Here is an 18,678-nt window from a genome sequence, read left to right on the forward strand (position 1 = left end):
GGTATCCTTCTTTAGAGCGGTGCAGTATCCGTGGCTGCGGGCATCGACGCGCTTTGTTGCGAGGCGAGTCGGCGGCGCCAGCCACGTTCGGAGAAATGCAGATAGACGAGGCCCGGCACGCCGAGCAGCAGCTCGCGCGTACGTTTGGCCAGGGAGAGGGCCAGCGCGGCATCGGCCGGCAGACCCACGAGCGGGGCGAGCAGCAGGTAACCGCCTTCCTGTACGCCGAGCGAGCCCGGCACGAAGAACGCAGCACCGCGAATCGCTTGGCCGAGGCTTTCGAGCAACATGGCGTCGACCCAGCTGACCGGGTGGCCGATGAATTGCAGAATCAGCCAGACTTCGGCCGTACCCACGATCCAACCCACCAGACTGAGGGCGAAACTCGCGAGCACCTGACGGCGCTGGCCGTACATGCGCTGCACGATTTCGTCGACGGCGTCGGCCCTGTCGAGCAGCGACGACCAGTCGCGCTTGGACGACATTTTCGAGAGCGTACGAAACGCCCAGCCGAAGATGCCGCGCCGCTGCGCAATGTAGAACGCGTAGAGCAGGGCGGAGATGAGTGCGGTAGCGAGCAGCATCGGCACCCAGAGGCCGCCGTCGCTGTCATGCGTGGCACTGATGCCGAAGACGGCCAGGCCGAGCAGCGCGAAGACGATTTGCGCGACGGCTTGCAACGTGGTGCTCACGGTGATGGCCGCGGCGGCTTCGCGCCCGGGCATCCCGCTTTGCTTCATTTGACGCACCATCGCAATCGGGCCACCGATCTGACCGGCCGGTAGCAGGCTGTTCACCGACTCGCCGGTCCAGCGCGTGAGTACCGCGCGGCGCAGCGAGCACGATTTCGCGACCAGTACCTGAATGGCGGCGGCGTCGAGCACCAGCGGCACCACGTGGAACGCGGCGATAGGCAACAGCCCCCAGCCGGCCATGGCCAGTGTCGACATCACCGAGCCCGCACCCTGCCAGATGAGCAGGGCGACGAAAAGGGCGATACCGAGGGTCAGAGATACGATGGCAGTCCGGTTCATTTAGCGTTTCGTCCGTTGCAATACCTGACGAAACACTTGCCGGAAACCGAAGTAAGCGATGGCGTCCTTCATATTCGAAATGAAGCGCTGCCAAGTGCCCATGCGCGGGTCGGTCACGTACTCGAACGTGAGCGAGATTCGCTCCTCGTTGTCGCCGAGCGGCGTGATCCGGTGATGCAGTTTGTCCCCGTCGAAGAACACCAGCGCACCGGGCGGATAGGCCACGGCGCCATCGACTTGCGGCACGCCCGGATTGCGCGTGTGAAGTCGGTACTCGAGCTTGCAGCTCGATTGGTCCACCACGCCAAGCAGCAGCGTATAACGGCGGCCCTTGTAGTAGGAGGTGTCGTAGTGCCAGCCGATGTGATCGCCCGGACGCGTGTAGTAATACAGCGCGTACGCGTGCGGATCGTCCACCGGCGACGGCAGCAGTTTTTCGCCAGCCAGACGCTCAAGAAAGCGCATCAGGGCAGGCGAGCGATACAAATCGGCTACGAAGGGAGCAAGCTCGTCGAGCGTGTGACGGCTCACGCTGCCGCCCTGCTTGTGGCCGGGAAGATAGTTACGGTTCACGTTCGGCGTGACCGCGCGCGCGGCGGCGATCAACTGATCGGTCACCGTTTGCGGCAGAAACTTCTCGAGATAGATGAACGCGTCTTGCGACTTGAATTCAGACGTCACTGCGTCGAAGTCGATGGCATCCATCGCGCGCTCGATTTCAGCGTCGGCAGCGAAGGCGGCCGGGGCGAGCGGTGCGGTCGGGGTGGCCTGCGATGCTTCGCCAGCGGCAGCGCTGGCGGCTTTCGCGCTCGTCGCATCTGCGGGCACCGGCAACGGGCGGCGCATCACTCGTACGTAGTCGGCAACAACCAGCAGCGCAAACAGCGGCGCGCCGATGGCGGCAGCGATCAGAAAGCCGCGCGTGCCATCGAACAGCGTGACGAGCGGCATCAGATACAGCACGTCTTCCGTTTCGAAGCCGCCTACCGATGCTTGCTTGGTACCCGCTTTGCCCACGCGATCTTCAATGCGCATGCGCAGGAAGAAGATCAAGGCGACCGCGACACCGGCCATCCAGCCGAGCAGCGAGGCGGACACCGGCAAGCTGCCCGGCGCCACCGCTTCCACGCCCATACCGATGCCGCCGAAGAGCAGCACCGTCACGAAGGCGTCGGACGCGAGATCGTAAAGATGGCCGAAGCGGCTCGTCTTGCCGCTAATGCGCGCCAGTTCGCCATCGGTGTGATCGATGAAGTTCGACAACACGAGCAGCACCGCGCCAAGGTTGGCCATGGCATAGCCGCCCTTTGCGAACGCCCACGCGCACACCAGCCCGACGATTAACCGCAGGGTCGTCAGGTGGTTCGGGCTCACGCGGGTATTGATGAGCGGCGTGACCATCCAACGCGCAAGTCGCGCGTCGTATTGGCGCGGGCGCGGCGGTACTGGGCGTGCAGTTTTGCTAGCGGCGGGCGCAGCAGCAGCCGCCGAAATGAGTTTCGGTATCGTTTCCATGAGGGGGGAATATATACCCATAAGGCGGACATGTGCAGTGCACATGAAACGCCTGTATTAACCGCGACAACGTTGACGCTCACGAGCATTGACGCGCGTGAAATGAGACCTATTGACGCGTGCGAATGGTTCTAAGAGCCCTGCTTAACACCATAGGTTATAAGCGCAGCGAATTCGCGATTATATTCCGCAATACTGTGTTTCGCTTTCGCACACAGTGGACGCGTCGTTTTGACGCATAGCACGACGAAATGCAGTGAGCGCAGATGGAATAACGCCAGAAAAAGCCGCAATTCGCCGCTTTTTGCGAGATGAATCGACTGTGAATCGGGATAGCGGTGTATTCGCGATGCGCGGATAATGGCGGTCCCGTTGGTCATTTATGCGGCGTTATCCGACCCGCCTTCCCCTCATGTCCCAAACGATTGCCATTCTTACCGGCGCCTCGCGTGGCCTTGGTGCCTCGCTCGCTCGCGGCCTGCTGGCTCCCGGCACGCATCTCGTCACGCTCGCGCGTCGCACGGACGATGACCTTGCGTCGCTCGCACGCGATCAGGGCGTCACCCTCGAGCAGGTGCCCGTCGACCTGTCGGATGCCGAGGCGGCTGCCAGCGTGGCGGAGCGCATCTTCGCCAAGCTGCCGCGTGACGCGTCGCGTTACCTGTTGATCAACAACGCCGGTACGGTCAATCCGGTGGCGAATACCGCCGCGCTGACCGACGTCGCTGCCATTGGCGCAGCGTTCACGCTCAACGTGACGGCCGTCATGGTGCTGACCGCGCGTTTTCTCGCCGCCACTCAGGGCCTGAGCGCTCGCCGCCAGATCGTGAACATCTCGTCCGGTGCCGGGCGCAATCCGAATGCCGGTTGGGGCGTGTATTGCGCAACGAAGGCTGCACTGGATATGTATACGCGCGTGGTCAACGCGGAACATCGGGAGCATGGCGTGCAAGCCGTCTCGATGGCGCCGGGCGTGGTCGACACGGGCATGCAAGAGACGATTCGTAGCAGCAGCGTCGAAAGCTTCCCGGCATTGGCACGTTTTCAGGAAATGAAGGCCACCGGCAAACTGTCGACGCCCGAAGACGTGGCGCGCCGCATCCTGGCTTATACCGAGCGCGATGACTTCGGTCAGACCGAGATCGACGACATCCGCAATTACAGCTGAGCGGACGCAAGTCTCGGCTTCGTTCAACTGAGCGTTGAACGTTAAAAGGCACCGACCGGCGATTGCCGGACCGGTGCCTTTTCGTTTGAGGCGCGAATGCTCTCGCTGGCGCTACTGCTCTGTGCTGGTGATGAAAACCCCGCCGTTGCGCTCCGGTGCAAACAGAATGAGCGTTGGCGCGTGAATGTCGAAGGCTCGTTCGCAGGCCTCGTTGTACGAGTCGAACTGCACCGCCCAAGCCCCGTTTCGGACGTAACAGTGCGTGATGGTGTCGGTGCGACGGTCGAACTCCTGCCCAAGAAATACACCCTGCGTGTAACACCAGACGACGAACCCGTGGAAATCTGCCTGCTCCGGCGCACGGAACACTCGCCATCGCGCATCGTCCCGCCCCAATTGACGCGCCGTCGCGCCCGCCGCCCAACGCTCGAACCCGTCATGCCGTTTGTGTGGCTCCAATGTTGTATTCCCCCTTTATGATGAAACGCCTTCTGGGTGTCGAAAACCGACACCCCCGAGCGTTTTTTCATAGTCGGAAGTTGTTCCCGGTATTTCTATCAGGCAATTCCGAAAAGCCGCGGGGAATTTCTCCAAAGAGCCTTCGCTGGCAGGTTGCCTCCGTCAGTCGTAATGGATGGCCAGCCAGACCGTCGTCTCGCCTTGCGCTGTCCATTCGACGCGGTGACGGCGGTGCGCGACGATCGTGACGGCGTCGCCGGGCCCGAGCGTCAGCGTTTCACCGGGGCTATCGGCGAAGGCCAAACCCGCCGAGCCGCTGAGCACGACCACCCATTCGTGCTGTGGCTGGTCGTACCAGAACCCCGCTGGCGACGCCTGCCCGGTCGACACGATGCGCTCGACGCGCATCCCCGGCCGAGCGATCAACGTATCGAACTGCTCCGCCGCCGCAGGGTCGGGGTGGGCGGGCAGTCCAGCGAAAAGACAGGTGTCGGGCAGGAGGGGCGGCGCCATACGTTCTATGCGTTCACTCATCGGGCGGGGATAGAAAGCATACACGTCGCGGTCTCGGCGGCAGGAGGCAAGAGTCGGGTGACGAAGGTCAGTGGCAGCGCGTGAGTGGCAAATGGCTGGCGCAAACGTCAGTCGTCGAGGTTCTCGTGCACGGCGGCATCGCCGCGACGCCAGTACGCCGCTGCCTTGACCCATTTGGGATTGAGGCCGCGCTCGCCTACCAAGTGCGCTCGCACCGCTTTCGCAACGCTGGCTTCGGCGGCCACCCAGGCGTGCAGATCGCCTGCGGGCAAGGTGGCGACTTGCAGCGCATCGAGCAACGCCGTGCTCTCGCCAGCCGCCGTGCCTTCCCGGTAAATCCACTCGACCACGACATCCGCTTCGCTCGTGAACCGCAGGCGGTCTTGCGCGCTGTCGACTTCGGCAAACACGAAGACGAGCGCGCCCGCCGGCAATTCGGCGAGTCGGCGCGAGATGGCGGGCAGTGCCGTGTCGTCGCCGATGAGCACGTAACCATCGAAATTCATCGGAATGACGAACGAGCCACGCGGGCCGCCGACACCCAGGCGGTCGCCGGGTTTGGCTGAGCGTGCCCACTGCGTTGCAGGGCCGGATTCATGCATGGCGAAATCGATGACCAGCGTTTTCGAGGCGGCATCGAAGCTGCGCGGCGTGTAGTCGCGCATGAGGCGCGGTGCGTCGCCGGGGGCAGGCTTCGCGACGCCTTCGGGGCCGAGCTGCGGCACCGACACTTCGCCGGTTTCGGGGTTCGGGAAGAAGAGCTTCACGTGATCGTCGAAGCCCGGGCTAGTAAAGCCTTCGAGATCGTCGCCGCCCAAGGTCACGCGCAGCATATGCGGCGTGATCGGCGCGACGCTGCGCACTTCCAGCAGGCGCATGCGCAATTCGTGGCGTACACGGCGCGGCGTGCGATCGGGGTTGGTGTTGAGTGCAGCGTTGTCTTGCATCAGAGTCGCTCCAGTTGTTGTGCGGCCGCGTCGAGAATCGCGGCGAATGCGTTGGCTTGCTCGGTCGAGAGCGGTTCGCCGCCCAGACGCAAGTGCACCGCATATTTGAAGTTGTGCAGCGCGCGCATGACTTGTGGTGGCATGTCTTCGGAACGCTCGCGGCGCGATGCCAGCCGGGCGAGTAGCTCGGTGACGGCTGCTTCGTTTTCCGCCAGATATTCGCGTCCCGTGTCGGTGACTTCGTACGATTTGCGCTGGGTTTCGCCCGCGTTTTCCTGCACGCGGATATAGCCCATTTCTTCTAGCAGCGTGAGCGTCGGGTACACGACACCGGCGCTCGGGCTGTAAGTCCCGTTCACGCTTTCTTCAATCGCTTTGATGAGTTCGTAGCCGTGACGCGGTTGTTGCGCGATCAGGTGCAGAAGCACCATGCGTAGCCCGCCATGGCTGAAGAGTCGGCCGCCTCCGCGTCCACCGCGGCCTTCGCCACGCCCCTCGCCGTGCCCACGGCCCCGGCGGCCATCGCCGAAACCGTCGCCCATTCCTTCGCCGCCCGCGCGGCGCCCATGACGCTCGCCGCGGCGCTCGTCGAAATCCATGCCATCCAGGCCCAGCGGGCCTCGGCCCATGAAATCGCCTCGAGATCCTCGCATGATGTGACCCCTTCAGATGTAGTTAAGACGTGTTTACGATATATCTAAATTGCATCGATAGCCAAGTTTTTTCTGGAATGACCCTGTGGTCTTTAGGGGAAAGCCGAGGAGCGGGAAGCGGAGAGAGAGGGGGCGAGGGAGGGGGCGAGGGATGGGGGGCGCGGCGGCATCCGCCGCGTCGATTTACTGCCCGGGATGGCTCAACAACTGCCCGAGGAAGCTGCGCGTCTTCTCGTGCTGGGGGTGTTCGAAGAACTGAGCGGGAGGTGCCTGTTCCACGATTTTGCCGTCGGCCATGAAGATCACGCGATCGGCCACGCGCCGCGCGAAACCCATTTCGTGCGTCACGCACAGCATCGTCATGCCGTCTTCGGCTAGACCGATCATCGTGTCGAGCACTTCCTTGACCATTTCCGGGTCGAGCGCCGACGTCGGTTCGTCGAACAGCATGATGCGCGGCGTCATGCACAACGCGCGTGCAATGGCCACGCGTTGCTGTTGTCCGCCCGACAACTGGCTCGGATACTTGTGCGCCTGCTCGGGAATGCGCACTCGTGTGAGGAATTTCATGGCGAGCGCTTCGGCATCGGCGCGCGAGAGCTTTCGGGAGCGTATCGGGGCGAGCGTGCAGTTCTCCAGAATCGTCAGGTGCGGAAATAGATTGAACTGCTGAAACACCATGCCGACTTCCTGCCGCACCGACGCGACATTTGCACCCCCGGCCGTGAGCTCGATGCCATCGACTACAATGCGCCCGCGTTGCACGGGCTCAAGCCGGTTGATGCAGCGAATGAGCGTCGATTTGCCGGAGCCCGACGGGCCGCAAATGACAATGCGCTCACCCGCCGCAACGCGAAGATCGATATCCGTGAGCACCTGAAACTGCCCGAACCATTTGCTCACGCCATCGAGTTCGATGATCGGTGCGCGAGATTCGCAGCCAGGGTGCTGCACGGTTTCGCCCAGTGGGTGCGGATCGCTCATTGCAGTTTCGGCAGATCGGTGTCGAGCCACTTTCGATATAGCTTATTCAGTTCGCCGTTGGCCGTATTGCGCGTGACGAAGTCGTTGACGGCTGCGAGCAGTTCCGGCTGATTGGGACGCAAGGCGATGCCCATCGACTGCTGCAACAGATTGAACTTCGGCTCGTACTGGCCCGGTGCGCGCTGACGAATGGCGCTGGCGACGGTCACCGAGCAGCCAATGGCATCGACCTGACCCGAGAGCAGCGCCTGCATGGCAGACGCATCGTCGTCGAAGCGGCGAATCTCGGTGCCTTCCGGTGCGGTTTTGGTCACGGCAACATCTTGCGTGCTGGCGCGCGCGACACCGATGCGCAGCCCTTTCAGGTCGGCCGCAGACTTGATCGGCGCGCCGGTCTTGCCGAGCAGCACGATGGTAGCGGCCGCATACGGCTTGGAAAATTGCACTTGTTTGGCGCGTTCCGGCGTGATGGCGAGCGAGGCGACTAGCACGTCGACCTTGCCCGTGAGCAGGAACGGGATGCGATTCGGCCCAGTGACCGGCACGATATTGACCTTCACGCCGAGATCTTTCGCGAGCAGTTTGGCAACGTCGGCGTCGTAACCGTCCGGCTGATTCTGCGCATTCGTCGTGCCGTACGGCGGAAAGTCGACCAGCATGCCAACATTGATCGTTCCCTTTTTCTTGATGTCGGCTACGGTTTGCGCATGCGCGGGCGTCGTGAACAGCGACAGCGTGCCGGTCAGCAAGCTGCCGAGCGTGCCGCCCAGCGAACCGGCGAACCCCGCGGGCATCGCGGCCACCCCGAGCGTCGTCAGGAAGTCGCGGCGCGAGTTCACCGTGGGCGTGGCAACGTTGCGGCGGCTTGCCGGATGCTCGCGTCGCGGTGGCGTTTGCGCGGGTGTGGGAGGTGTTTTTCGCGTCATGTTGGTTCTCCTTGTCGGGTGTCGTGAGCGATGGCGTTATGTCGCATTCGCTGACTTGTGATGCCGTTCGAGTCGCGAGGCCAGCCTTGAGAGCGGCCAGCACAGCACGAAATAAAGCGCGGCGACCACCGAAAACACCACGAGCGGCTGGAACGTGGCGTTATTGATGATCTGTCCGGCGCGGGTAATTTCGGTGAAGCCGATGATCGCGGCGAGCGAGGTGCCTTTGACGATCTGCACCAAATAGCCGACCGTCGGCGCGACGGCGATGCGTGCCGCCTGCGGCAGGATCACATCGCGCATGCGGTTGAACCACGATAACGAGAGCGCTTGCGCCGCTTCCACCTGTCCGTGCGGCACGGCTTCGATGCATCCGCGCCAAATTTCGCCGAGAAAGGCGGCGCTGTTCAAAATGAGCGCGACGCCTGCGGCGATCCACGGATCGATTTCCAGACCGATCACCGGTGCGCCGAAGAAAATCAGAAACAACTGGAGCAGCAGCGGCGTGCCTTGAAACAGCTTGATGAAGGCGAGCGCCAGGTTGCGCAGCCAGCCAATGTTCGATGTCCGGGCGAGGGCGATGCCCAGACCGAGCGCGGCACCCCCGACGAACGCGATGGCGGAGAGGGCGAGCGTCCAGCGCGCCGCTTCGACGATGAACCAGAACTCCGGCCAGCCGAAAGTTCGCATCGTGTGCGTCCCGTATCAGGTTTGGCGGCGCTCGGGAAAATCGAGCGTGCGGCGATAGATCACACGGAACAGCGCGGAAAACGCCAGCGAGAGCAGCAGGTAGATCGCGGCGACCACAATATAGATCTCGAAGCTACGGAACGTCTGCGACTGCAAATTGGCCGCCACCGAGGTGAGATCGTCTGCCGAAATGACCGAGACGACTGCCGAGCTAAGCATCAGCAAGATGAACTGACTGGTGAGCGCCGGGTAAATCGCCTTGAGTGCGGGCTTGAGAATAACGAAGCGAAAGATTTCCCAGGGCTTGAGATTGAGCGCCAGGCCAGCCTCGATCTGTCCGCGCGGAATCGCATCGATACCCGCGCGAATAATCTCCGTGGCGTAGGCGCCGAGATTGACGACCATCGCCGTGAGCGCAGCGGTATGCGGACTCCAGCGCAGCCCGACGGCCGGCAGTGCGAAGAAAAAGAAGAAGAGCTGGACGAGAAAGGGCGTGTTGCGAATCAGCTCGATATAGGCGTTCACGAGCCATCGCACAGGGGCGGGGCCGGCGGTTTTTCCCCACGCGCAGACAACGGCGAGCGTCAGCCCGAGCGCCATGGCGCTGGCCGACAGTTCGATGGTGATCCAGGTGCCCTTGAGTAGCAGCGGCCACGCCGCGAAGACGTCGCCGAACGCAAACGTGTATTGCAAGGATGTCCCCCGCGAGCGCTGACGGATGCCCCGAGCGATGGTAGCGGGCGGCGCGCAAAGCGTCCACTCAGCACAAACCCCAGCGAAAACCCGTAGTTGCGGATTCGACGGACGAAAAAAAACGGTGCCGAATTTCGGCACCGTTTGACTGCACATCTGGCAAGTTTTGCGATATTCGCTGCTGCCGGTGAGGCGGCAGCGCATCGCGCAAGACTTACTGTGCAGCGTCCTTCACCTTCTTCAACGAGCGAACCTTCACGCGCGTCGAAGCCGGCTTGGCAGCGAACTCACGTTCTTGCTTCGTGAACGGGTCGATGCCGCGACGCTTCGGCTTGGCGGCGATCTTCTGCGTGGTGACCTTGAACAGGCCATGCAGCGTGAATTCGCCAGCGCCCTTCTTGTGCAGCGAGCCGAGAATGGTGTTCTCGAGCGCGGCCAGCACAGCCTTGACGGTCTTCACTTCGACCGCAGCACGCTCGGCGAGGTGCGCGGCGAGTTGCGTCTTGTTGAGCGAGTCCTTGAGCGGCGTGACCTTGTCGGTCGCGGCTGCCTTCGGAGCTGCCTTCGGTGCGACTGCCTTCTTCACCGAAACTTTTTTAGCGGCCGGAGCCTTCTTAGCTGCCGGAGCTTTTTTCGCCACAGGGGCCTTCTTAGCTGCTGCTTTCTTTGCCGTTGCCATATCGATCCAATCGATGAGAATAAGAAAGTGCCGTCGTAGAACGGCCACCCGAATGATACGTCTTGCTGCGCCGACGATTCTACCTAAGAAATCGCTTTCTGCGAGTAGTGCGCAAATTATGTTGCGTGCTTGCCGCACAAGGGTTCGCGCCGAGAGAGCCTTATTTCGAAGTGTTTTACGAGTGTTTCGTTCGAGACGTGACACGGCGTCTTTGTCACGTCGTGTCGCTCGCAGGTTCCGCGACGCTGTTTTTCTTTGTCTTACCGAGGCGGAAAACGGGCCCGCTGCCGGGCCCGAATGTCGTCAAAACCGCTGCATTTGGCAGGTTTCGCAGCGGCCGTCGCTGTTGCACCAGGCGTCGGTCAGCGTGGTTCCATCGCCGCCGAACGTGATGTCGTGCTTCGCGCCGTAGCTGCCGGCAAGCTGCAATCGGTCGCCCGCGAGCGTGCCTTGAACGGTGGTGTGAATGTTCGGCTCGACGTCGTCGACACTGCCGGTGACCTGCGCGCCATTGAGCGCGAGTGCCATGAGGCGGGTCATCGGCGAGCTCCAAATTCCCCACCACGGCGGTGCGTTCTTGCACAGCCCGCGCCAGCGACCCGACGGATTCACGACGAGCAAAGGCGATGGCGCACCCGTTTGCGCAGCGGCCGTTGGCGGGATAGGGGGCGTGACGATCGTGGTGCCGGCCGGTGCCGGTGCATTGATTGCCGCCACGTCGCGCGCCACTTCAGGCGACTCAGATGTCGACGCATTGACGGCCTTCAGACCCGCGGTGTCGCCAATGGAACTGGGGACCGGCGTGGCCGTCGCGCTCGGCGCAGCGCTTGCGGGTGCCGACGGCATGGCGGATGCGGGAACGTACGTGGTGGCGTTGTTGGCCGGTGCGGCCGGTGTCGTCGGTGCAGGTGCCAGCGGCGCTGCGCTGAACGTGCCCGGGGCACCGTTCAGGCGTGCCATATCCGGCGGCAGGCCATCGTTCGGTACTGGGGAACTGGCCGCGGCGCACACATGACATGACAGGCTCGACAGGCTGTTGCGCGTGAGCGGGCGTGTGCCGAACATGCGTTGCCCGCCTTGCGAGCCGTCACGCAGGATGGTGACGTAGGGCGTGTCGTCCAGGCGGTAATCGACCTTGGCGCACGAGGGGGCGTTCGTTTGCAGCGTGACGTCGGCCGAGTAGGCGCCGTTGCTTGCCAGCACCGGCAGCACCGCCACGGATGCCGAACAATCGGCCACGATGCGGGCGCAGTTGCATCCTCCGACCGGCTCAGGCGCGCCGCCCGCTTGCGCATGGCTCTGGCTGGCAATGCCAAATAAACCCGCAACGAGCCATCCCGCCGCAATACCAAATGACTTGAATCCCCGCATGACGTTTCCCCGAAATATAGCGGCGTGACCTATGGTGCGGATAGTCGATCAAAAGGCGTCCGCTGACAAGAGTCGAACCGGTGGAAAACGCGGTAAACAAAGGGAAAATAAACGCGGAACAGAGGGCGGAAATTACTCGTCGTCGACGGATCGGATGCCATTTGGGCGTCATCCGAATGTGACGCTTACCGCGTGTTCGTCGCCGATCGAGCGGTCTACACTGGCGGTTCTTGTCCTTGCAGTGCCCCTATCCACTGGAGACATGCATGTCCGTCAATCGCCCGTCCCACGTGCCCCCGCCCTCAGAAAGCGCTCCCGCTCGCGCTGCCGAAATGCCGGAATTCTCCGGCGCGCCCCACGTTCCGCCCTCCGCAAAACGCGTGCTCGCAATGCTCGCGGCGTTGTTCTTTGCGATGGGATTGATTACTTCGCTTAACGACATTCTCGTGCCGCACTTCAAGGCGGCGTTCGATTTGACGTATCGCGACGCGGCGCTGATCCAGTCGAGTTTCTTCGCGGCGTATTTCGTTGTGTCGTATCCGGCGGGTCAGTACACCGCGCGCGTCGGCTACCGGCGCGCGCTGGCGAGCTCGCTTTGGCTGGCCGGACTGGGCTGCGCGCTGTTTTTTCCTGCGGCGGCGCTCGTGTCGTATCCGTGCTTTCTCGCGGCGCTCTTCGTACTCGCGAGCGGCATCACGCTGCTGCAAGTGGCGGTGAACGCCTACGTCGAGACGCTGGGTTCGCGCGGCGAAGCGGCGAGCCGCCTCACGCTGGTGCAGGCTTTCAACTCGTTGGGGACGACGGTCGGGCCGCCGCTGGCTGCGCTGTGGATTCTGGCGCCCCAAGCCGAGAGCGCCACCGGACACGCCGTGGATAGCGTGCGCGGCCCTTACGGCATGTTGGCGGCGGTGCTCATCGTGGGCGGCGTCGTGCTCTGGCGTCTGACGTTGCCTGAGCAGCGCGCAAACGAGACCTCGCCGCCCGGACTGGTCGGCAACGTCCGCAGCCTGCTGGCCCATCGCCCGTTGCGCTACGGCATCGTGGCGCTCTTTCTTTATGTCGGTGCGGAAGTGAGCATCGGCAGTTTTCTCATCGTCTATTTGACGCATACCGATACGGGCATTACGGATCACGCACATGCCAGCCGCTATCTCGCGTTTTATTGGGGTGGGGCGATGGTTGGCCGGTTCGCCGGTGCGTGGCTGCTGCGCCAGATATCGCCCGGCAAGTTGCTGAGCCTGTGCGCGCTGTACAACCTGTTGCTGATTCTCGTGTCGTTCACGTTGCCGGCGGCGTTCGCGATGTGGCTGCTCATCGCGTGCGGGTTGGGTAACGCGATCATGTTCCCCACGATCTTTTCGCTCTCGGTCGGTGGGCTTGGCTCACGGGTGAGCGAAGGTGGCGGGCTGATCTGTATGGCGATCGTCGGCGGCGCAGTGTTGCCGTACACGCAGGGGGCGCTTGCCGACGGCATCGGCGTCGTCATGTCGTTCCTCGTCCCGGCGCTGGCCTATTGCTACATCGCCGGGTTTGGCGCGTGGTGTGCGCGAAGCGGGCAGGACATGCCAGCGGATCAGCCGGCCTTGCCGAACGTGTAACGGCCGAAGATAAACAGCACGTTGCCGTTGCCTTTGCCGCCGGGAACGTAAGCCGTTGCCACCGACGCGCGCCCTACGCCAATCTCGGCAAGGGGCAGCGCGGCGGGGAACGGAATGCCGCCGAGCGTATCGGTGCGCGACATCAGAAACACGGTATAGCCGAGACCAAAACGCACCGGTCCGGCTTTCGCCACATTCCAAATTCGCCCGTAGCCCGCCATTGGCGACCAATCGTTATGGGAATCTTTGAACACCATCGCATACAACATGCGCGAGCCGTCTTTGCCGTCCGACAACACGCGACCGTAGCCGATGCCCCATGGGTTCTCGTTGAACTGGGAGATCTTCTCGCTCGTGTAGGCGAAGCGCAGGTGATGCGTGTGCAGCGGCACATAAAGATCGCTCGCGCCTTGCGTGGCAACGTCGCGGAACTCATCCACGATGGCGCCCGGCCATGAGGCAATGCCGCTGCGCTCACCTTCGTCAGCCTTCGCTTTCATGGGCCATGCGAAAACCATTGCCGCCGTCAGCGCTGCAAACGAGGGCAGAGCAAAGCGTGAGGTCAGGGGGAAAGGAAAGCGCGAAACGCGTGAAGGGGGCGGTACGACACAAATCGATTGCGCGAGCCGCCCGGTGTTCTGGGGGTTCGGAGACGTCATGGAATGCAGTGCAGGGGGCGGTAGAAAGTCGAAATGGCTAGACCCCCCCTTCGCTGCGAAAGTTCGTCCTACGGTTCATTTGGGAAAATGCCCATTCAAATGGCGGCCGGTGATCGAACCTGCTGCGCCGCGTAGAAGTCCTTACGTATCAACCAGATACGTCAGATATCGGCGGGTTATGCACTGGGTTGTGAACATTTTCTGTGGATAACCATCGGTCACCGAAAGACGGTGGCGTTGCCTCGATATCGTCGCGCGACCTACGGCGACCTGCTGCTTTCTTGGCGCATCAATTGCGCGCCGACCTTTTTCCTCATCGCATCAAGCACTTGAGATAGCTATCCGCAAGTTGTCCACTGGCTTGCAAACAGAATCTGTGGATAACGTCACTCGGCCAAAACCTGCGCCATGCCTCGATTTGCAGCGCATGGCTCAACTTTCATGCGCCGCCTTTCTTCCCTATTGAATCAGTCACTTGGGATGCTTTTCCGCAAGTTATCAACGGGCTTGTGAACAAAAAGTGTGGATAACCGAGGGAGAAATCGCCCAATTCAATAATCTCAATATATGAGATCAATGTTTACATATTGACATTATGGCGATGGCGGAATTACGATGCGCCTCATACCGGTAACCGGTGGACGGACACGTTCAGGAGACGACAGTGACAGAACGACGCAAACAGAAAGTGGCGATCATTGGCTCGGGCAACATCGGCACCGACCTGATGATCAAGGTGATGCGCAATAGCGAGCATCTGGAGATGGGCGCAATGGTCGGTATCGATCCGGCGTCCGACGGGCTGGCGCGTGCGCAGCGTCTCGGTGTGCCGGTGACCTCGGGCGGCATTGAAGGCCTGCTGGCCATGCCGGGCTTCGAAGACATTCGTATTGCGTTCGACGCCACGTCGGCCAAAGCGCATGCGCACCACAACGAACTGCTGCAAGCGCGTGGCGTGCAGGTCATCGATCTGACGCCTGCGGCTATCGGGCCGTACGTGATTCCGTCGATCAACCTCGACGCGCATCTCGACGCCACCAATATCAACATGGTCACGTGCGGTGGTCAGGCCACCATCCCGATGGTGGCTGCCATCTCGCAAGTGGCGAAGGTGCATTACGCCGAAATCGTCGCGTCGATTTCGAGCAAGTCGGCTGGCCCGGGCACGCGCGCCAATATCGACGAGTTCACCGAAACCACGTCGAAGGCCATCGAAGTGCTGGGTGGCGCATCGCGCGGTAAGGCGATCATCGTGCTGAACCCGGCCGAGCCGCCGCTCATCATGCGCGACACCGTGTTCGTGTTGTCCGAACCGGGCGATCAGGCGGCTATCGAGGCGAGCATTGCGGCAATGGTCGAGAAGGTGCACGCCTACGTGCCGGGCTATCGACTCAAGCAGAAAGTGCAATTCGAGCTGTTCGACGCGTCGCGCCCGCTCAATGTGCCGGGGCTGGGCAAGCTTACGGGCCTGAAGACCTCTGTCTTCCTCGAAGTGGAAGGGGCCGCGCATTATCTGCCGGCCTATGCAGGCAACCTCGACATCATGACCAGCGCCGCGCTGGCTTGTGCCGATCGTATTGCCGCCACTCGTCTGGCCCTCGCGGCCTGAACGCCGCACGCTCTTCGGGAAGACACTTCACCATGACGCAGAAAAAACTCTATATCTCCGACGTGACGCTGCGCGACGGCAGCCACGCCATCCGCCACCAGTACAGCATTGCCAATGTGAAGGCGATTGCGGCGGCGCTTGACGCGGCCCGCGTCGATTCGATCGAAGTCGCGCACGGCGACGGCCTGTCGGGTTCGAGCTTCAATTACGGCTTTGGCGCGCATACCGATCTCGAATGGATTGCCGCCGTCGCGGAAACCGTCAAGCACGCCAAGGTCGCGACGCTGCTGCTGCCCGGCGTGGGCACCGTGCACGACCTGCGCGAAGCCTATGACGCGGGTGCCCGCGTGGTGCGTATTGCCACGCATTGCACCGAAGCGGACGTGTCGCGCCAGCACATCGAGTACGCCCGCGAGCTGGGGATGGACACGGTCGGCTTTCTGATGATGAGCCACATGACCACGCCGCAGCATCTGGCCGAGCAGGCCAAGCTGATGGAGTCATACGGCGCTACGTGTATCTACGTGGTGGATTCGGGCGGCGCGCTGGGCATGAGCGATGTGCGCGATCGATTCCGTGCGTTCAAGGATGTACTCAAGGCCGAAACGCTGACCGGCATGCACGCGCACCACAACCTGAGTCTGGGCGTGGCGAACTCGATCGTTGCCGTGGAAGAGGGCTGCGACCGTATCGACGCGAGTCTTGCCGGGATGGGCGCTGGTGCGGGCAATGCGCCGCTCGAAGTGTTCATTGCCGCAGCATCGCGTCTGGGCTGGAACCACGGCTGCGATCTGTACACGCTGATGGATGCCGCCGACGACATCGTGCGCCCGCTGCAAGATCGTGCGGTTCGCGTTGACCGCGAGACGCTGGCGCTGGGTTATGCGGGCGTGTATTCGAGCTTCTTGCGTCACGCGGAAGCGGCTGCTGCTCGCTATGACCTGAAGACGGTCGACATCCTCGTGGAACTGGGCCAGCGCCGCATGGTGGGTGGTCAGGAAGACATGATCGTGGACGTCGCGCTCGACCTGCTCAAGCGCCGCGCCGCCTAATGCACTGACGCACGACGCGCCGGTGCACGACGTACCGGCGCATTGGCGCGCGGACGTTACGACGCATCAACGTAAGGCATCACCCAAGCAGTGGGTAGCATCTCCGCAAGTGTTCACGCCGGCCCTTCGTCAGAATGGCCGGCGTTTTTTATGGGCAGATGAGAAGGCGGGGTATTTGTGTCAGCGAGCGTTGCCCGACCAGCCGAGTTGTTGGCTGATGCGTGCGGCCGCGTCTTTGACGCGCGGCACGAGCTCTTGCATGCGCTCGCGGCTCATGTACTTGGTGGTGCTCGACACGCTAATCGCCGCCACGATGCGCTGGCTGGCATCGTAAATGGGCGCGGCAACGCAGCGAATTTGTGGCGTGTCGTCTTCCAGATCGAAGGCATACCCCTGACGCGCATAGTCCCGCATGCGCGTGAGCCATGCCGCGGCATCTATCACGTGCGACGGCACTTTCGTCTGATAGTGCGCAAGTTGCGCCCGCCATTCAGTTTCGTCCTGATCGAGCAGCAGCGCCTTGCCCACGCCGGTGACGCAAATCGGCTTGCGTCCGCCAATGCGTGAACTGATTTCCACCGCCCGCTGCCCCGGCAACTTATCGAGATACATCACTTCCCAGCCATCGGCCACGGCGAGATGCACCGTGTCTTGCGTTTCGCTGGCGAGTGCTTCGAGGGTCGGGCGCGCGACGCGCGGCAGGTCGATCTGCCGATAAGCGAGAAAGCCGAGCTCGATCAGCTTATTGCCGAGACGGTAGCCGCGTCGTGGTTCGAAGCGCAGGTACCCCGCCTGCACGAGCGCCGAGGCGATGCGATGCGTGGTCGAGGACGTAATGCCCGTATGCGCCGAGAGGGCGGCCACCGTATCGATACCGGCAGCGACCGCTTCGACGATATCGAGGCCACGAAACAACGTTTGGCTCGCCAGTGTGCGTGGGCGCTCACCGTCGGCCGAGGCCTCCGCCGTCGCGGCTTTTGTCGCTTTCGTGGCTTTGGTGACTTTGGCCGTCTTTGTCGCTGTCGTCGCTTTCGTCATCAAGCGCCCCCGAGCGCGAGCAACCGCTCGTACACGTAGCACTTGAGGGCGACGTAATGCGCGGGTTCGAGCGACGGCAATTCGATGCCATGCAAGTGCGCTCCATCGTCGTTTTGCTGAATCCCGCGAATCGTGCCCGTGGCTTCCACCGGCATATCGATGTCGCCGACCCGCACGCGAAACGCCAACTGCATCGTGTCGCCGGGCGCACCGAGCGGGGCATCGGTCAGCAGCGACACGCCTTCGGCGCTCACGTCCTGCAACAGGGCGAGATGCTGGGCGTCGCCGAGCGTGATCGACGCGACCAAACGCGCCGGTACCCGTTGCGAGCGGCGCAGTACCTTGCGGCGAATTTGCGCGGGCGCCGACAGCACCACGTATTCGAACGGCAGCCGCTCGACGCGCTCCACCGTGCAGACGAAGTGATAAATGTCTTCCCCCGAGAACGTCCACAGTTCGAGCCGCTCGCTGGGTTGCAGCGTCGGCGGTGCCGAACGCCCGGTCGGCGCGGTGATGAACAGCATCTGATTCGGCGCATGGCCGATCACGCGCGTGCGAATGCGCTGCGAACCCGCGCCCGGCGGCAACTGAATCTGAAGCCAGTCACCTGCCCGCAAGTTGAGGTCGGTGAGTCCGTACTGCGCTGTGGATGCGTCGGCAGCGGCGGAGACAGAAGCGGCGACTGAAGCGGAAGCGGCCGCTTGAACAGGCGGCGTGTCAGTGCTCGCTTCGGTGTTGGCCGAGGCATTCTCGCCGTCCGCTTCTGCGGTATCTGCACCGAGCGTGGCGGCGCGATGCGGGGCGAATGACGTGAACAGCCAATCGAGGCCAGCTTGCGTGGGGACGAGGTCCCCTTCGGCGAGCAGCGGCTCGCCGTTACGGTCGACGATGGCCCAGGGCAACGGTTCGCCGAGCGTGATGTCGGCGGGCGTAAGGGCGACGAGTGGCAGCGACGATGACGGGGCAGAAGACATGGCGATACGAGGCAATGGGCAATTGGCAGGTGAGCAGGGCGCGCATCGTGCGCGCAGCTAGGGCCGTGCGGGGACATCAGTGGTCCGAAGTCTAC

Annotated in this window: 19 protein-coding genes and 1 pseudogene; 4 read left to right on the forward strand and 16 right to left on the reverse strand. The window is 62.7% G+C overall.

Annotated features, from left to right (window positions below; translation table 11 throughout):
* Nucleotides 1–11: 11 nt before the first annotated feature.
* The 3 genes and pseudogenes from PPN31114_RS24575 to PPN31114_RS26585 form a co-directional block, all read right to left on the reverse strand.
* Nucleotides 12–1,034 carry a flippase-like domain-containing protein gene (locus PPN31114_RS24575; protein WP_150682152.1) on the reverse strand — a complete coding sequence of 341 codons (1,023 nt, stop codon included), beginning with the start codon at nt 1,032–1,034 and terminating at the stop codon, nt 12–14.
* The gene (locus PPN31114_RS24580; protein ID WP_246182738.1) at nt 1,035–1,739 is read right to left on the reverse strand and encodes a HalD/BesD family halogenase; all 705 of its coding nucleotides are present in this window, start codon (nt 1,737–1,739) and stop codon (nt 1,035–1,037) included.
* 99 nt (nt 1,740–1,838) lie between these two features.
* A pseudogene (locus PPN31114_RS26585) lies at nt 1,839–2,549 on the reverse strand (CDP-alcohol phosphatidyltransferase family protein); the annotation flags it as partial.
* Between the two features lie 412 nt (nt 2,550–2,961).
* Between PPN31114_RS26585 and PPN31114_RS24590 the strand changes: the two are divergent.
* The gene (locus PPN31114_RS24590; protein ID WP_150682153.1) at nt 2,962–3,717 is read left to right on the forward strand and encodes an SDR family oxidoreductase; all 756 of its coding nucleotides are present in this window, start codon (nt 2,962–2,964) and stop codon (nt 3,715–3,717) included.
* A 111-nt stretch (nt 3,718–3,828) separates the two neighbouring features.
* On the opposite strand, the gene PPN31114_RS24595 is transcribed toward PPN31114_RS24590, so the two are convergent.
* From PPN31114_RS24595 to PPN31114_RS24640, 10 genes are all read right to left on the reverse strand, one after another.
* Nucleotides 3,829–4,176: a hypothetical protein gene (locus PPN31114_RS24595; protein ID WP_150682154.1), complete on the reverse strand. Its 348-nt coding sequence runs from the start codon at nt 4,174–4,176 to the stop codon at nt 3,829–3,831.
* Nucleotides 4,177–4,338: 162 nt separating this feature from the next.
* The gene (locus PPN31114_RS24600; RefSeq protein WP_150682155.1) at nt 4,339–4,689 is read right to left on the reverse strand and encodes a cupin domain-containing protein; all 351 of its coding nucleotides are present in this window, start codon (nt 4,687–4,689) and stop codon (nt 4,339–4,341) included.
* Between the two features lie 128 nt (nt 4,690–4,817).
* Complete coding sequence (locus tag PPN31114_RS24605; protein WP_150682156.1) at nt 4,818–5,657, reverse strand: siderophore-interacting protein; 840 nt, start codon at nt 5,655–5,657, stop codon at nt 4,818–4,820.
* Nucleotides 5,657–6,310 carry a PadR family transcriptional regulator gene (locus tag PPN31114_RS24610; RefSeq protein ID WP_150682157.1) on the reverse strand — a complete coding sequence of 218 codons (654 nt, stop codon included), beginning with the start codon at nt 6,308–6,310 and terminating at the stop codon, nt 5,657–5,659. The genes PPN31114_RS24605 and PPN31114_RS24610 overlap by 1 nt, the downstream gene beginning before the upstream one ends.
* 183 nt (nt 6,311–6,493) lie before the next feature.
* A complete protein-coding gene (locus tag PPN31114_RS24615; RefSeq protein ID WP_150682158.1) occupies nt 6,494–7,294 on the reverse strand; it encodes an amino acid ABC transporter ATP-binding protein in 801 nt (266 codons plus the stop codon).
* On the reverse strand, nt 7,291–8,220 hold the full coding sequence (locus PPN31114_RS24620; protein WP_370865917.1) for a transporter substrate-binding domain-containing protein: 930 nt from the start codon (nt 8,218–8,220) through the stop codon (nt 7,291–7,293). The genes PPN31114_RS24615 and PPN31114_RS24620 overlap by 4 nt, the downstream gene beginning before the upstream one ends.
* 36 nt (nt 8,221–8,256) lie before the next feature.
* Nucleotides 8,257–8,910, reverse strand: a complete 654-nt coding sequence (locus PPN31114_RS24625) for an amino acid ABC transporter permease (RefSeq protein WP_150682159.1) — start codon at nt 8,908–8,910, stop codon at nt 8,257–8,259.
* A gap of 15 nt (nt 8,911–8,925) precedes the next feature.
* The gene (locus PPN31114_RS24630) at nt 8,926–9,603 is read right to left on the reverse strand and encodes an amino acid ABC transporter permease (RefSeq protein ID WP_150682160.1); all 678 of its coding nucleotides are present in this window, start codon (nt 9,601–9,603) and stop codon (nt 8,926–8,928) included.
* 214 nt (nt 9,604–9,817) lie between these two features.
* Nucleotides 9,818–10,282, reverse strand: coding sequence for an HU family DNA-binding protein (locus PPN31114_RS24635; RefSeq protein WP_150682161.1), 465 nt, complete (start codon nt 10,280–10,282; stop codon nt 9,818–9,820).
* A 303-nt stretch (nt 10,283–10,585) separates the two neighbouring features.
* Nucleotides 10,586–11,653 carry a hypothetical protein gene (locus PPN31114_RS24640; protein WP_150682162.1) on the reverse strand — a complete coding sequence of 356 codons (1,068 nt, stop codon included), beginning with the start codon at nt 11,651–11,653 and terminating at the stop codon, nt 10,586–10,588.
* Nucleotides 11,654–11,919: 266 nt separating this feature from the next.
* On the opposite strand from PPN31114_RS24640, the gene PPN31114_RS24645 reads away from it, so the two are divergent.
* A complete protein-coding gene (locus PPN31114_RS24645) occupies nt 11,920–13,251 on the forward strand; it encodes a sugar MFS transporter (RefSeq protein WP_246182730.1) in 1,332 nt (443 codons plus the stop codon).
* On the opposite strand, the gene pagP is transcribed toward PPN31114_RS24645, so the two are convergent.
* Entirely contained in the window at nt 13,227–13,751 is a 525-nt protein-coding gene (gene pagP, locus PPN31114_RS24650; RefSeq protein WP_174988460.1) for a lipid IV(A) palmitoyltransferase PagP, read from the reverse strand. The genes PPN31114_RS24645 and pagP overlap by 25 nt on opposite strands.
* An 823-nt stretch (nt 13,752–14,574) precedes the next feature.
* Here pagP and PPN31114_RS24655 point away from each other — a divergent pair.
* Together PPN31114_RS24655 and dmpG are read left to right on the forward strand one after the other, a co-directional pair.
* Nucleotides 14,575–15,519, forward strand: a complete 945-nt coding sequence (locus PPN31114_RS24655) for an acetaldehyde dehydrogenase (acetylating) (protein ID WP_150682164.1) — start codon at nt 14,575–14,577, stop codon at nt 15,517–15,519.
* A gap of 32 nt (nt 15,520–15,551) precedes the next feature.
* On the forward strand, nt 15,552–16,571 hold the full coding sequence (gene dmpG, locus PPN31114_RS24660; protein WP_150682165.1) for a 4-hydroxy-2-oxovalerate aldolase: 1,020 nt from the start codon (nt 15,552–15,554) through the stop codon (nt 16,569–16,571).
* A 180-nt stretch (nt 16,572–16,751) separates the two neighbouring features.
* Here the strand turns inward: dmpG and PPN31114_RS24665 are convergent, their stop codons facing one another.
* Both PPN31114_RS24665 and PPN31114_RS24670 read right to left on the reverse strand, forming a co-directional pair.
* The gene (locus tag PPN31114_RS24665; protein ID WP_150682166.1) at nt 16,752–17,609 is read right to left on the reverse strand and encodes an IclR family transcriptional regulator; all 858 of its coding nucleotides are present in this window, start codon (nt 17,607–17,609) and stop codon (nt 16,752–16,754) included.
* Nucleotides 17,609–18,583: a flagellar brake protein gene (locus PPN31114_RS24670; RefSeq protein ID WP_150682167.1), complete on the reverse strand. Its 975-nt coding sequence runs from the start codon at nt 18,581–18,583 to the stop codon at nt 17,609–17,611. The genes PPN31114_RS24665 and PPN31114_RS24670 overlap by 1 nt, the downstream gene beginning before the upstream one ends.
* Nucleotides 18,584–18,678: the final 95 nt, after the last annotated feature.

The organism is Pandoraea pneumonica (assembly GCF_902459645.1).
GTDB lineage: Bacteria > Pseudomonadota > Gammaproteobacteria > Burkholderiales > Burkholderiaceae > Pandoraea > Pandoraea pneumonica.